The organism is Hymenobacter norwichensis DSM 15439, assembly GCF_000420705.1.
GTDB classification, from domain to species: domain Bacteria; phylum Bacteroidota; class Bacteroidia; order Cytophagales; family Hymenobacteraceae; genus Hymenobacter; species Hymenobacter norwichensis.
In genome coordinates this window covers 1,016,512-1,030,629 of the sequence record NZ_ATVL01000007.1, presented here as the reverse complement: position 1 = coordinate 1,030,629, position 14,118 = coordinate 1,016,512, and the positions used below count along the sequence as shown (strand labels likewise).

At 56.5% G+C, this 14,118-nt stretch carries 10 protein-coding genes; 7 read left to right on the top strand and 3 right to left on the bottom strand.

All coding sequences use genetic code 11. From position 1 onward, the window contains the following. The first annotated feature begins 278 nt into the window (after positions 1-278). Complete coding sequence (locus G536_RS0110535; protein WP_169515081.1) at positions 279-2,153, top strand: ATP-binding protein; 1,875 nt, start codon at positions 279-281, stop codon at positions 2,151-2,153. A 30-nt stretch (positions 2,154-2,183) separates the two neighbouring features. On the opposite strand, the gene G536_RS0110530 is transcribed toward G536_RS0110535, so the two are convergent. Continuing rightward, positions 2,184-3,542 (bottom strand): M20/M25/M40 family metallo-hydrolase, encoded by a 1,359-nt coding sequence (locus tag G536_RS0110530; protein ID WP_022823559.1) that lies wholly within the window; start codon positions 3,540-3,542, stop codon positions 2,184-2,186. A gap of 87 nt (positions 3,543-3,629) precedes the next feature. Between G536_RS0110530 and G536_RS27360 the strand changes: the two genes are divergently transcribed. Then, a complete protein-coding gene (locus G536_RS27360) occupies positions 3,630-4,097 on the top strand; it encodes an META domain-containing protein (protein ID WP_022823558.1) in 468 nt (155 codons plus the stop codon). 11 nt (positions 4,098-4,108) lie between these two features. Here G536_RS27360 and G536_RS32145 read toward each other — a convergent pair whose 3' ends face one another. Further along, positions 4,109-4,828 carry a hypothetical protein gene (locus G536_RS32145; protein WP_157530549.1) on the bottom strand — a complete coding sequence of 240 codons (720 nt, stop codon included), beginning with the start codon at positions 4,826-4,828 and terminating at the stop codon, positions 4,109-4,111. 113 nt (positions 4,829-4,941) lie between these two features. Continuing rightward, positions 4,942-8,391 carry a pyruvate carboxylase gene (locus G536_RS0110515; protein WP_022823556.1) on the bottom strand — a complete coding sequence of 1,150 codons (3,450 nt, stop codon included), beginning with the start codon at positions 8,389-8,391 and terminating at the stop codon, positions 4,942-4,944. Positions 8,392-8,663: 272 nt separating this feature from the next. Here G536_RS0110515 and G536_RS0110510 point away from each other — a divergent pair, with 272 nt between their 5' ends. The 5 genes from G536_RS0110510 (at position 8,664) to G536_RS0110485 (ending at position 13,946) form a co-directional block, all read left to right on the top strand. Next, positions 8,664-9,377: an SDR family NAD(P)-dependent oxidoreductase gene (locus tag G536_RS0110510; RefSeq protein WP_022823555.1), complete on the top strand. Its 714-nt coding sequence runs from the start codon at positions 8,664-8,666 to the stop codon at positions 9,375-9,377. An 84-nt stretch (positions 9,378-9,461) separates the two neighbouring features. Then, positions 9,462-10,772 carry a cryptochrome/photolyase family protein gene (locus G536_RS0110505; protein WP_022823554.1) on the top strand — a complete coding sequence of 437 codons (1,311 nt, stop codon included), beginning with the start codon at positions 9,462-9,464 and terminating at the stop codon, positions 10,770-10,772. 58 nt (positions 10,773-10,830) lie between these two features. After that, entirely contained in the window at positions 10,831-11,511 is a 681-nt protein-coding gene (locus G536_RS0110500; protein WP_022823553.1) for a TetR/AcrR family transcriptional regulator, read from the top strand. A 134-nt stretch (positions 11,512-11,645) separates the two neighbouring features. Continuing rightward, complete coding sequence (locus G536_RS0110490; protein ID WP_022823551.1) at positions 11,646-12,965, top strand: ABC1 kinase family protein; 1,320 nt, start codon at positions 11,646-11,648, stop codon at positions 12,963-12,965. A gap of 117 nt (positions 12,966-13,082) precedes the next feature. Then, the gene (locus tag G536_RS0110485; protein ID WP_022823550.1) at positions 13,083-13,946 is read left to right on the top strand and encodes a dienelactone hydrolase family protein; all 864 of its coding nucleotides are present in this window, start codon (positions 13,083-13,085) and stop codon (positions 13,944-13,946) included. The last annotated feature ends 172 nt before the right edge of the window (positions 13,947-14,118 follow it).

Here is a 14,118-nt window from a genome sequence, read left to right as displayed (position 1 = left end):
TCTTATCTATGAATCCTGTCATAATTTTATATATTTCCACTCATCTCAATAAACAACCAACTTATAAACCTGTGTTAACTATGTACTTATACGTAGATTTGAGTACGAGTAAGTAAGTAAGGTTTGATTGGAAGCTTGTGAAGAAATTTTTACTCTTTTGGGTGCTATGTGGCTTGGTAGTTTTAACGGCGGGAGGACAAAGTGCCAACCCCGAGCTTATTGATAAGCTGCAGAAGCAACTGGCTCTTACAGGCCCTAATGATACCCTGCGTGTGTCTTTGTTGGGAGCTTTAGCCTGGAATCTGAGCCATTCGGATTTGCCCAAGGCGCGGCACTACGCCGAACAGGGTATTGTGCTGGCTCGCAAGCTGCACTATCCGGCTGGTGAGGCGCTTTGCAGCAACAATTTGGGCACCTGCCTGGCGCTAGCGGGCAGCGCCGACGAGGCATTGAGCTACCATATGGCGGCGCTTCAGATTTTTCAGTCCCTCAATGACCGAAAGTCGATGGCCCACGCTTACAATGGCATTGCGAACTGCCACAATCTGCACCAGAATTTCACTACTGCTGCCACCTTCTACCAAAAAGCCTTACACCTAGCCGAAAAGCGCCACGATACTGCCGACCAAGCATTATTTCTAAGCAACCTTGCCGACTTGGCTTCTCGGCAGCGCCAACCCGCCCGCGCCAATGCGTACATCCGGCGGGCGCTACGCTTTTATACCTCGCTTGATAATCTGCCAGGTCAGGCCAACAGCCTTTTCACGCTGGGCTCCGTGCAGGCCGAGCAGCAACTCCCTGATTCGGCAAAAAACAACCTGCTGGATGCGCTGCTGCTTTACCGAGTGCTAGGCGACGAATACGGCCTCTCGGGAGTATACACCACTTTATCGGCCGTGATGGCCACGCAGAAAAATGCCTTGCCTAGCCTGGAAGCCGCTACGCTTGGGATGCGCTACGCCAAGCAGGTAGGCTCACCAGAACGCCTTCAGAATGCCTACCAGCAACTCGCCACCACTTATGCGCTGCTCGGCAACCATAAGCAGGCGTACACTATGCAGCAGCGGTTCCAGCACCTACGCGACAGTCTGGTAACCGATGTAAACACTCGGGCCATGGCGGCACTGCAAAGCCGCTACAACACCCAAGACCAAGAAAACCGCATTCGGTTGCTCACGCATCGCCAGAAAGTAACGCAGTTGCACGCCGACCGAGACGCTGATCGGGTGCGGTTGCTGGCCGTGGCAGTGGGCGGCTTGCTTTTGCTGATTGTGATGGGCGGAGTGCTATATGGCCAGTTACTACGTAGCCGCAAAGAGTTAGCAGCCCAACACCAATTGGTAGCCGACAAAAACACTGCCCTAGAAAGTGCCGCCCATGAGCTACGCCAACTGGCCGAATCCAAAGCGCGGCTTTACGCCATTATTGCCCACGATTTGCGGGGTCCGGTTATGGCCTTCACGGGCGTTACCGAGCTGATTCGCTTCTACCAGCGCACTAACGACCAAGAAGGTTTGCGCCACTTGCCTGAGCTAGTGCGGGAATCGGCGCAAAACCTCAACGGCCTGCTCGACAACCTGTTGAACTGGGCCGTGAGTGAAACCGGCGAGCTAAGCTGCCAACCCGAGCGGGTGCCTGCGCGGGAGTTGCTGTCGGAGTGCTACGAGCTGTTCCAAACCACTGCTCATTCCAACCAAATCAGTCTGCAATACGATGCGCCAACGCACATGGCCCTGTACGCCGACCCCAATATGGTGCGTACCATCCTGCGCAACCTAGTAAGCAACGCCCTCAAGTTTACCCCAAACGACGGCACCATCCGGTTGCAGGCTACCCCAGACACCACCGACCCCACCCAAATCTGCATTTCCGTGACGGACACCGGCCCTGGCATGCCCGTCAGCAAGCTGAAACAGGTGCTACAACCCGAGGCGCAGCAGCTCCGCGCCGCCGATTCGGGCCGCCCCGCTCAGGGCACAGGCTTGGGCTTACAGCTGTGCCGCACATTTGCTGAGTGCCACGGCGGTACATTGGGCATGGGCGCCGGGCCCGAAGGTGGCGCTATGGTTTGGGTTACGCTGCCGGCCGCCGGGCATTCCCTGGTAGCTCCCTCCGTACCCGATTCTGCTTTCCGGTCCCCGTCCGCCGCTTAGCCTACCGTAACTCGCGCACCTACTGTCAGATTAAGGCTTTGGCTTAGCTGGTGTTTCGGGCGCAATGCGAGTAGGCGTCTGCTGCCCCGCTATAATGCCGGTAGCACTGCGGGCAATAGCCGTAATAACGGCTGTCATGTTGGGCAGATTTAGGCTTTCCACTTCGTCATCCACGGAATGATAGAGCTTGTCAGTTGGTATCTGGTCGGTGCTGATGCTGTGCGCTGGTACGCCTAAGCGAGCCAGCGTGGCATTGTCGGAACGGTAAAATAGGTTCTGAGTGGGGTACGGGTCCGGCTCGAACCGGAACGGCGTATCCTTGAGGTTGGCCTGGAGCAGCGTACCGAAATCCGACCGTTCGAAGCCTGTAATAAACGCAGAATTAGGTCCGAACTGCGCGAGTTTGCCAATCATTTCGATGTTGAACATGGCCACAATCTTCACCGGGTCGAGCTGCTTGGAGAAGTACTGCGAGCCAAACCCACCGATTTCCTCGGCCGTGAAAGCCACAAATATCAGCGTGCGAGCATTGTCGTTTTTCTTTTTGAAATACTCGGCCAGGGCCACCACAGCCGTTGTGCCGCTGGCATCGTCGTCGGCGCCGTTGGCAATAGAGTCGCCAGCAACTGGGGGTAGCGCGCCCAGGTGGTCGTAGTGAGCCGAGAAAACAACCTGCTCCGCCTTCCGAACTGGGTCTTTGCCGGGCAATACTCCCACCACATTGCGTAGCGTGAGGGTCCGTACTGTATTAATAGCCGCTACTTTGAATGGCACTTTGCTGGCAACCGGGCCCGCTGTCAAAATCACTACGCTGGAAAACGAATTATTACTGGGCTCTTCCGCCCGCAGGCTGCTATGGCTGAGGCGGTCGGCTAGTCGTTTGAAGATGGTGGTATGCGCCGAATCGAGCAGCACTAGAACGTTCTCCTTCGGCCGCACGATGTCGCGCAGGTATTGCTGCGGATTGTCCTGTGCCCCTATCGTTAGTACCCGTACGGCTGGCACATCGGTATTGGTCCAGTTCAGGCGGGGCTGGGTGGAAATCAGCAGCGCCTTGTCTTTAGCCACTGGAGCATTATCAAGCGTCACCGAAAAAGAGGTGGTGCTCGACTCGTAAGCAGGAAATGTTTGCTCGTAGCTGGTTAGGCCTGGCATGGTTTTTAGACCAATGCGCTTGAACTCGGTGGCCAGAAACTGAGCCGCCCGGTCACCGCTGGGTTTGCCGGTTGCCCGGCCCTCCATATCGTCGGCTGCCAAAGCCCGCACTACCCGCCCCACCGTCACGGCCGATACGCCGGCGTCAGAGGGAGTAGTGGAAGGCTTCTTCTGAGCGTGAAGCGAGAAAGAGAGCAGGAATACCAGCGAGAAAGGAAGGAATTGCTTGTGCATAGCACAAAATAAACCTTTTGCAATCTGTTCAGTACACCTCAGCAGTCATCTTTTCACATTTTTCGTTGAAATTTTCCAGTTTTTGCCATGTTTGCTTCGTTCCGCAACGCTTCTGTTTTGCTTTCATTGCTGCTAGCTGCTTGCCAAACCACTGCCCCTACCACTCAGGAAACAGCGGCAGTTGAAACAGTCACTACCCCTACTGCCCCTCTGCGCAATACGCGCTGGGTACTCCGGACGCTGAATAGCCAGCCGGTTGCAGTGCCCGCCAATGGAGAAGCCTACTTGCTGCTGCGCACCGACGAGCTACGGGCCGAGGGCAATGGCGGCTGCAACCGGTTCCGAGGCTCTTTCGAGCAGCCTGCTGATGGGCAGCTTAAATTCGGGCCGCTGATGTCCACCAAAATGGCCTGCCCCGACCTGCAAACCGAGTCGGGTCTTATGAGTGCACTTCAAGCGGCTCGCACCTACCAAATCAGTGGCGACACGCTACGCTTATTTGGTGAAACTACTGCGCAGCCTTCGGCCGTATTTCACGCGGTGTATCTGCGTTAAGCCGGAGCTACTTATTTAGGGTCCAACTCATCCAATAAGGCCGCCCATTCGGCATCTGTTTTGGCCGTTTTGGCTGCGGCCGACTGTTTTAGTACTGCAAACAACTCGGGAGCAACTTGTTGCAACGACTTATAATTCAGTTTCACAAGCATCACTGCAGCATTGTTGCGGCGCAAATAATAGGTGGATTTATCTTCCACCTCATCATACCGCTTCCCATTGCTGTATGCACCTGAAAGGTTGGCCTTGTGCAGCACTTTTATGTGGCGCTTTAACAGACTGTACCGCCCCTCATGTAGCACTTCCACGTAGTCGTTACGTTGAGTGGCCATAGGGGCTTCCTCGAAACGACGAAATACCCGACGGCCACCAGTGGGTTCTTCTAAATCGAAGCTCGTAACTAGCCGGTCATCCATCATCAATGAATCAGTAGGTCGATTAGCTGAACGCATTAATAGGCGCTTGTTTAGCACATCGTATTTAATTGATACTGGCGCTACCGGCATTTTATTGGAAAGCGTCAAGCGTGCTGCCAACCAGCGATTATCTGCATAAGGCGAACCTACTATACCTTCACTGCTTGTTCTGGGTAGCACTGTTGACGAGCCTTCTACCAACGCATCAAGATTTGCTTGAGCTGCCGCACCCATTTGGGAAGATGGTTGTTGTCCTCTTGTGGTCAGCACCATTGACACCAAAAGAATAGAGAAAATCAAACGTAAATTCATCATCCTATTCAGGTTTACGAAATCATTTTTCAATCAAACACTACTCAAAGGGAGGCTTGCTACCATCTCTGTTAAGCATATAAAACACCAGGTCAAGCAATTTAGCCACTTCTTTTTTATCCCAGCGTCAGCACCAAATCGTCGGCGTTAACCAACGTTCCTTCGGGCAGATGCAGGCTTTGCACGGTGGTATCGTCGGGGGCGGTAATGGTGGTTTCCATCTTCATGGCCTCGATTATGAAGAGTGGGGCGTTGCGCTTCACTTCCTCGCCATCTTTCACCAGCACCTTTGAAAGCAAGCCTTGCAAGGGGGCGCCCACTTGCTTGGGGTTTACTTTGTCGGCTTTCTGGTTCTGCACGCGCTTCACTTCCACACTTAGGTCGCGCACTTCCACCTTGCGAGTCTGGCCGTTGAGGTTGAAAAAGATGGTGCGGTTGCCGTCCTCGTTCACGGTGCCGATGGACTGCAAGCTCACGATGATGCTCTTGCCGCGGGCAATGTCGATGATGGTTTCGTCGCCGGGTTGCAGGCCGTAGTAAAACACGGGGGTAGGTACAATGCCGGCTTCGCCGTACTGCACCAAATGCGCCCAGTACTGCTCGAACACCTTCGGGTACAGCAGCCACGACAACAAATCGGTGAACTTGACGCTGGGCCCGAACTTCTCCTCAAACTTGCGCCATTCCGCATCGAAGTCAATGGGGGCTAGATGCTCGTTGGGCCGGTCGGTGAAGGGCTGCTCGTCTTTCAGAATAGCTTTTTGCACCTCGGCAGGCCAGCCGCCTTCGGGCTGCCCAATATCGCCGCGGAACAGGTCCCGCACCGATTCGGGGAAGTTGAGGCTGGCGCCTTTGTCTAACACATCTTGGGTGGTGAGGTTATTAGAAACCAGGAATAGCGCCATGTCACCGACTACTTTCGAGGAAGGCGTCACCTTGGGAATGTCGCCGAACAGCAGGTTCACATCGGCAAACGTGTGCTTGATGGTTTCAAACTTATCGAGCAAACCCAACGCTGCCGCCTGGGGCCGTAGGTTGCTGTATTGTCCGCCCGGAATTTCGTGCTGGAATACCTCAGAGTTGCCTGCTTTCAGGCCCGACTCAAATGGGTAGTAGTACTCGCGCACCGTTTCCCAATAGTTGCTGAACTCGTTGAGCGAGTGTTGGTCGAACTCCCGGTGGCGGGGTTGGCCGCGTAGCATTTCCACAATGGAGTTGAAATTGGGCTGCGAGGTAAGGCCTGACAGGCTGCCTAGCGCTACATCAATAACATCGACGCCCGCCTCCACCGCCTTCAAATAGGTAGCCGACTGCAAACTGCTTGTATCGTGGGTGTGCAGGTGGATGGGCAGGGTGATGGTGTCGCGCAGGGCGGTAATCAGCTCAGTAGCGGCGTAAGGCTTCAGCAGCCCGGCCATGTCCTTGATGCACAGGATATGGGCGCCGGCATCTTCAATCTGCTTGGCCAGGCGCAGGTAGTACTCCAGGTTGTACTTGTGGTTGCGCTTGGCGTCCAGAATGTCGCCGGTGTAGCAGATGCTGGCTTCGGCGAGCCGGTCGGTTTTCGTGCGCACGAAGTTGATGCACGATTCCATGCCCGGCATCCAGTTCAACGAATCGAAAATGCGGAATACGTCGATGCCGGTTTCGGCGGCCTGCTGCACAAACCGTTCGGTTAGGTTGTCCGGATACGCCTTGTAGCCCACCCCGTTGGCGCCCCGAATCAGCATTTGCAGCAGGATGTTCGGAATGGCCTGACGCAGCTTAGCTAGCCGGGCCCAGGGGTCCTCGTGCAGAAAGCGCAAGGCTACATCGAACGTCGCGCCGCCCCAGCATTCCAGTGAGAACGTCTGGGGGTGCTGATGGGCGTAGCGGGCCGCCACTTTCATCATATCCGAAGTGCGCATGCGGGTGGCCAGCAGGCTCTGGTGCGAGTCGCGCAGGGTGGTGTCGGTGTAGTGAATCTGCTTGTCGTCGCGCAGCCACTTGGCAAAGCCTTCAGGCCCTAGCTCGGTGAGCTTATTTTTGGTGCCGGGTTGCAGGGGCGCATCGGGGTTGTAATACGGCAGGTCGGGCTTGCGCAGTTCCCGGTTCTTGTCCACGAGGCCCTTCACGTCGGGGTTGCCGTTCACAATTACCTCGCCTAGGAAGTTGAGCACCTTGGTGGCGCGGTCTTGCCGGGTTTTAAACTTGAACAGCTCCGCGTGGTCTTTGATGAAGTCCACGTTGGCCTCCCCGCTTTTGAAAACCGGGTGGGCAATAATGTTTTGTAGAAACTGAATATTAGTTTGCACCCCGCGTACCCGAAACTCGTCGAGCGTACGCGCCATTTTGGTGGCGGCTTCCGCCAGCGTGGGCGCATGAGTGGAAACCTTCACTAACAAGGAATCAAAGAACGGCGACACCTTTACGCCGGTGTACACCGAGCCTTGGTCGAGGCGGATGCCGAAGCCGCCCGCCGAGCGGTAGGCCGTAATAGTGCCGTAATCGGGCTTGAAGTCGGTAGTGGGGTCCTCGGTGGTGATGCGGCACTGGATGGCGTAGCCGTTCTTGAGCGGCTTTACGTCGGGGCCCAGCCCGACTTCCGGGTCGGTGAGGCGCTTGCCGTCGGCAATGTGGAGCTGGGTTTTGATGAGGTCAACGCCGGTTATCATCTCTGTTACCGTGTGCTCCACCTGAATGCGCGGGTTCACCTCGATAAAGTAAATCCGGTCTTGCTCGGGGTTTACCAGAAATTCCACGGTGCCCACGTTGTTGTACTTCACGGCCCGGCCAAGACGCAGCGCGTACTCATACAAGAGGTGACGCATGTGGTCGGGCAGGTTCAGCGAAGGAGCCACTTCCACCACTTTCTGATAGCGCCGCTGCACCGAACAATCCCGCTCGTAGAGGTGCACTAGCCCGCCGTGGTTGTCGGCTACCAGCTGCACCTCAATGTGTTTGGGCTGCTCCACGTACTTTTCCAGAAACACGGTATCGTCGCCGAAGGCTTTCAGCGCCTCGTTGCGGGCCTCGAAGAAGCCGCGCTCCAGCTGCTCGTCGTCCCGAATGACGCGCATGCCCCGGCCGCCGCCGCCCGAAGCGGCTTTCAGCATCACGGGGTACCCGATGCGGTGCGCTTCTTCCAGCGCAATTGGCAGGTCAGTGAGGTCTTGAATGCTGCTCTCAATGATGGGAACCTGACACTCTACGGCCACTTTTTTGGCGGCTACTTTGTCGCCTAGGGCATCCATCACCTCGGGCCGCGGGCCTACGAAAATGATACCGGATTCGGCGCAACGACGGGCTAGGGTGGCATTTTCACTCAGGAAGCCATAGCCGGGGTGAATGGCATCCACCCCGTTTTCCTTGGCCACCCGAATTAGGCCCTCGATGTCCAGATATGGCTTCAGCGGCTCATCATCTCGCCCAATTTGGTAGGCTTCGTCGGCCTTATAGCGGTGCAGCGAATACCGGTCTTCGTAAGTATATACGGCTACTGTTGTAATGCCTAGCTCAGTGGCGGCACGCATAACACGAATGGCAATTTCACCTCGGTTGGCAACAAGCAGCTTACGGATATTCATCTTGGAAGACAGCGTTTTAGTGGAACAGAAAATGCGCGTAGCAAGCTAATAAAGAAGTTGGTAAATGACAGCGAAAATTCGCTACTCTTTTATTCGGCCTTCCATACCTTACTAGTGAGGGCAAAATATTGCGGGCGCAACTAGTATCCATTTCCGGAAATCAGGAATCTACGATTTCTAACCCCCGAATTTTGCGGCGCCTTTCCACTACCGTGCCCAAACCTTACCCGCACCGTTGAGTTTTAAGGGCATCTTCTCTCCTGATTTTTCGCATGGAATTCGCCAACAAAAACATCTTGCTCGTCGGAGCCTCTTCGGGTATTGGGCTGGCTACGGCTCAACTGCTGCACAAGCTCAATTGCAACCTCTACACGGCCTCGCGGCACCTCTCGCCCGAGCTGGCTGAGCTGGGTACCACCTTCGTGGAGCTGGACGCCACCCAACCGATTGGCACCGCGCTGGACGGCCTGCCCGACGAGCTACACGGCGTGGTGTACTGCCCCGGCAGCATCAAGCTGCGGCCGTTCGAGCGGATTCCGGTGGATGATTTCCGGGCTGATTTCGAGTTGAACGTGCTGGGTGCGGTGCAGGTGCTGCAAGCCGTTATGAAGCGGCTCAAAAAGGCCAATGGTGCTTCAGTGGTGCTGTTCAGCACGGTGGCCGCCGATACGGGCATGAGCTTCCACGCTAGCATTGCTACCGCCAAAGCCGCCGTGGAAGGTCTCACCCGCGCCCTAGCTGCGGAGTACGCCGCCAGCAACATCCGCGTGAATGCCGTGGCCCCGTCCCTGACCGACACGCCGCTGGCCGCCGCTTTGCTCAACACCCCCGAAAAAGCGGAAGCCGGCGCCAAGCGCCACCCCTTGCAGCGCATCGGCCAGCCTCAAGATTTGGCCTACATGGCTTCGTTCCTGCTGTCCGACCATAGTTCGTTTATCACTGGCCAAGTGCTGCCCGTAGATGGCGGCATGGGCCGATTGAAATAGTCTATGGTGCCTAGCGCTTAGCTTTTTTAACCCACGCATCAAACCCAAGCAGTTAAGCACAAAGCACTGACAACTAAGTACTAAATGAAAATTACGCTTTTCTGGCACCGGCGCGACTTGCGCCACCACGACAACACCGGCTTGGCGGCCGCGCTGCAAGGCGAGCATCCGGTGGTACCGCTATTCGTCTTCGACCGGGAAATTCTGGATAAGCTCGACAACAAAGCCGATGCCCGCGTCACGTATATTTTTGATGCGGTGGAAACCCTGGCCACCAATACGCAGCACGCCGGCGGTACCATGCTGGTGTACTATGGCAAGCCCGAGCAGGTGTTTCAGCAGTTACTTAAGGAGTACGACGTAGCCGAGGTACACACCAACGAAGATTACGAGCCCTACGCCCGGCAGCGGGACGCGACCATCGAAAAGCTGCTTGGCAAGCACCAAGTGGCTTTTCGCATGCACAAAGACCAGGTAATTTTCGCCAAAGACGAGGTGCTGACCAAAGCCGGAACGCCGCCGAAGGTGTACGGGGCCTACAACAAGGCGTGGCGGGCCGCTTTGCAGCCCGACAGCTTCGCGGAGCAGCCCTCCAAACGGTTGTTCAAGAAAGAAAACCTGCACCACCTGCCCAAAGCTCCCAAACGGCCTACCCTGGCAGATATGGGTTTTGAGCGGTGCGAGCAGCCGGTGCCACCCGCTAAGCTACCGCCGGCCGCTGTGGTGAAAAACTACCACCACACCCGCGACCAACCCGCTGACGCCGACGGCACCACGCACCGCTCGGTGCATCTGCGCCACGGCGCTATGAGCGTACGGGAGCTGATGCGCCAAGCTAACGATCTGAACGACAAGCTACTAGACGAGTTGATTTGGCGCGACTTCTTTATGATGCTGCTTTGGCACTTCCCCGACACCGCCCACGAAAGCTACGACCCCAAGTTCCGCCATATCAGATGGCGAAACAACGAAGCCGAGTTTAAAGCGTGGTGCGAGGGCCGCACTGGCTACCCGCTTGTTGATGCCGGCATGCGGCAGCTCAATGAAACGGGCTGGCTGCACAACCGGGCCCGCATTGCCACGGCTAGCTTCCTGATCAAGAACCTGCTGGTAGATTGGAAATGGGGCGAGCAATATTTCGCCGATAAGCTCATCGACTACGACATGAGCAACAACATCGGCAACTGGCAGTGGACGGCTGGCACCGGCGTTACGTCTTCGCCGTGGTTCCGGGTATTCAGCCCCGATAGCCAGCTAAAAAAGTACGACCCCGACCTAGCCTACGTGCGCCAATGGATACCGGAGTACAACACCGATAAGTACCCTGCCCCCCTGGTAGACAGCAAGGAAACCCGGCAGCGCGCCATCGACACGTACCGGGCCGCCCGGCAGTAGTAGTTACCCCTTGTTTTAGTTGAAACCACTCTCCGCCTCTGGTAGTTATACCTGCACTATGGAACAGCAACCTTCGCCCCAAGTAACGCCCGAGACAGCCAACTCGGCGAAAGTCCGCATCAAGCAGGCCTACCTCGACTATGTGCTCGACAAAGGCAAAACGCCGGCTTCGGTGTACAAGCTCACGCAAAAGCTGGGCTTACCCGAACAGGAATTTTATCTGCACTACGCTAATTTCGAGGCCATCGACCGGGAGCTGTGGGCCGATTTTGGCCGCGAAGCCCGTGTCACGGCCGCTAGGGAGCCGGTGTGGGAGCAATATGGGGCCCGCGAAAAGCTACTGGCCTTCTACTACACGCTCATCGAAATATTGAAGCGCAACCGCAGCTACGCGCTAAATGCGCTGCGCCGCTCCCTTTCGCGCATGCCTGGCATCACGCCCCGCGTCCTCGACGATTTCCGGCAGGAGTTCGAGGATTTTGTGGACGACCTTCTGCGGGAAGGCCGCCGCACCGACGAAATAGCCACCCGCCAATTGGTGCAGGACGGCTACCCACGGTTCTTCTGGCAGCAGCAGCTATTCGTGCTGGGCTTCTTCGCCAAAGATGACAGCATCAATTTCGAGCGCACCGACGCAGCCATCGAAAAAGCCGTGACGCTGAGCTTCGACCTAGTTGGCCGTAACACGCTGGACTCGGCCACCGACTTTGTGCGGTTTCTGCTGCACCGCCGACGCTAGCGCACCGCTTATTTTCAAGTTACCATTGCCCGTCATGCTGAGCTTGCCGAGGCATCTCTATCACCAAAGTAAATGCTTTACTCTTGTGGTTAAGATGCTTCAAGCAGCTCAGCATGATCTGTTTATATTCTGCCATGTCCGAATCCGCCGATAGCAAATCCCTTTCCTCACTACCGACCACCAAAGTGGCGCGGGCGGCGCGTTTTGCCCGCACTGGCCTGAACGTGGGGGCTAATTACGTGAAGCACTACGCCAAGCGGGCCGTGGGCGCCGAAAGCACTACCGAAGACCTGCACGCGGCTAACGCGGCCGAGCTATACGGTACACTCAGCGAGATGAAAGGCTCGGTGCTGAAAGTGGCGCAGATGCTGGCTATGGAGAAAAACCTGCTGCCTACCGCCTACGCCGACCAGTTTGCGCAGGCCCAGTACCAAACCCCGCCGCTGTCGGGGCCATTGGTGGTGAAGGCGTTTCGGGATGCGTTTGGCAAGTCGCCGTTTGAAGTATTCGAGGAGTTCGACATCAACGCCCGGCAAGCGGCCAGTATCGGGCAGGTGCATTTTGCCCGCCAAGCCGGTAAGGCACTGGCGGTGAAGGTGCAGTACCCTGGCGTGGCCGACAGCATCCGCTCGGATATCCGGCTGGTAAAGCCTATTGCGCTACGGGTGCTGGGGCTGGATGAAGCCACCGTGCGGCCCTATTTGCAGGAGGTGGAAACGCGCCTCATTGAGGAAACCGACTACGCGCTGGAATTGCGGCGCGGCCAGCAGATTGCCGCGCAGTGTGCCGCTCTGCCTTATTTGGAATTCGCCGCGTACTATCCGGCGCTTTCATCCTCCCGCATCCTGACGATGGACTGGCTGCCCGGCCAGCACCTCAAGGAATTTATGGCCATCGAGCCCAGCCAGGAAGTACGCAACCAATTAGGCCAGGCGCTCTGGGATTTCTATATGTTCCAGCTCAACGAGTTGCGCATGGTGCACGCCGACCCGCACCCCGGCAACTTCCTGCTACGCGCTGAAAACGGCGGCACTGTAGGCGTGCTGGACTTCGGCTGCGTAAAGGAAATACCGATGGATGTGCACCGCCTCTTCACCGACCTGCTCACACCCGAAACCCTCGCCGACCGCACCAAACTAGCCGCCTTGCTCACCGAAGCCGGCATTCTGCGCCCCGAGGACGAAACTGCGCGCCAGGATTTCTACCTGAACACCATGCAAGCCTCCTTGGAATTGGTAGGTCGCCCATTTCGCCAACCCACTTTCGACTTCGGCGACCCCAGCTACATGCAGGCCCTATACGCTCTCGGCGACGACCTGATGCAGCAGCCCGAGCTACGCCAGCAGCGTGAGCCGCGCGGCTCCGAGCATTTCATTTATCTGAACCGCACGTACGTGGGCCTCTATGCGCTGCTGACGGAACTCCGGGCCGTGGTACAAACGGGTGCCGCTTAAGTTGTAGCTGTTTGTAAACCATTGCGTGGTTTGTGGGTTAATGCGTCCCGGTGGTGGTCACTCCTGATAGGTATAGGGGTAGCCGCCAACCGGGATTCACTTTTTTAACTCCACTGTATGAACAAAATCTGGACTTTGTGCGCTGTGCTGCTAAGCACGATAAGCATGGCGGCGGCTCAAAACACCGTTAGCTGCTGCGCGAAACCAGCCGGCCCCAATGCTACCGAGGCATTTGCTATGCTAGCCACCAACGAGGACTTTTCGGGTGGCCACGATGCACCGCTGCCTTTCAACTACGCTGGAGAGGGCCACGCCATTGAATTCAAGACGCCCGATGGCAAAACCGGCAAAGGCTTCGAAATCAAGAGTGCCACGAAATCCGATAAGTACCTATTTGTGATTCATGAGTGGTGGGGCCTCAACGACTACATCAAGCAGGAAGCCGCACAATACGCCAAGGACCTGCCCGGCGTGAACGTCGTTGCTCTCGACTTGTACGATGGCCAGGTAGCCACCACGCCCGAAGAGGCCGGCAACTACATGCAAGCTGTGAAAACCGACCGGGCTCAGGCCATCATCAAAGGGGCTATGCAGTACGCTGGCCCCAGCGCCAAGATTGCCAGCGTGGGTTGGTGCTTCGGCGGTGGCTGGAGCCTGCAAACTGCCTTGCTGGCTGGCCCGAAGGCCGTAGGCTGCGTGATGTACTACGGCATGCCCGAGAAAGACGTGGCTAAGCTCAAAACCTTGACTACTGATGTGCTGGGCATTTTCGCTAGCCAAGATAAGTGGATCAACCCCGAGGTGGTAGCACAGTTTCAGAAGGACATGGCCGCCGCCAAAAAGAAGGTAACCATCAAGAGCTACGATGCCGACCACGCCTTCGCCAACCCATCCAACCCGAAGTACAACAAGACGTTTGGTGACAATGCCCACGCGCTTTCGGTGGCCTATTTGAAGAAGAACTTCAAGCTTAAGAGCTAGCGGAATATATTTTCTAGCATTGAAAAAGCCCGTCTGCTTGTGAGCAGACGGGCTTTTGTTTTGTAAGCGAATAGTGTAGAAACCGACCCAACCAACTTATTAGCAACACTTGTGGGTGAACAGCAGCGGCAACAATAGTATCCCCCCTCTCACTACCGCGCGTTCACCCATC

Bases quoted from the DNA above. Each gene is read 5' to 3' on its own strand.
- G536_RS0110530 (WP_022823559.1), bottom strand. From the start codon at position 3,542: ATGCACAAGCAATTCCTTCCTTTCTCGCTGGTATTCCTGCTCTCTTTC.
- G536_RS27360 (WP_022823558.1), top strand. From the start codon at position 3,630: ATGTTTGCTTCGTTCCGCAACGCTTCTGTTTTGCTTTCATTGCTGCTA.
- G536_RS32145 (WP_157530549.1), bottom strand. From the start codon at position 4,828: ATGATGAATTTACGTTTGATTTTCTCTATTCTTTTGGTGTCAATGGTG.
- G536_RS0110515 (WP_022823556.1), bottom strand. From the start codon at position 8,391: ATGAATATCCGTAAGCTGCTTGTTGCCAACCGAGGTGAAATTGCCATT.
- G536_RS0110510 (WP_022823555.1), top strand. From the start codon at position 8,664: ATGGAATTCGCCAACAAAAACATCTTGCTCGTCGGAGCCTCTTCGGGT.
- G536_RS0110505 (WP_022823554.1), top strand. From the start codon at position 9,462: ATGAAAATTACGCTTTTCTGGCACCGGCGCGACTTGCGCCACCACGAC.
- G536_RS0110500 (WP_022823553.1), top strand. From the start codon at position 10,831: ATGGAACAGCAACCTTCGCCCCAAGTAACGCCCGAGACAGCCAACTCG.
- G536_RS0110490 (WP_022823551.1), top strand. From the start codon at position 11,646: ATGTCCGAATCCGCCGATAGCAAATCCCTTTCCTCACTACCGACCACC.
- G536_RS0110485 (WP_022823550.1), top strand. From the start codon at position 13,083: ATGAACAAAATCTGGACTTTGTGCGCTGTGCTGCTAAGCACGATAAGC.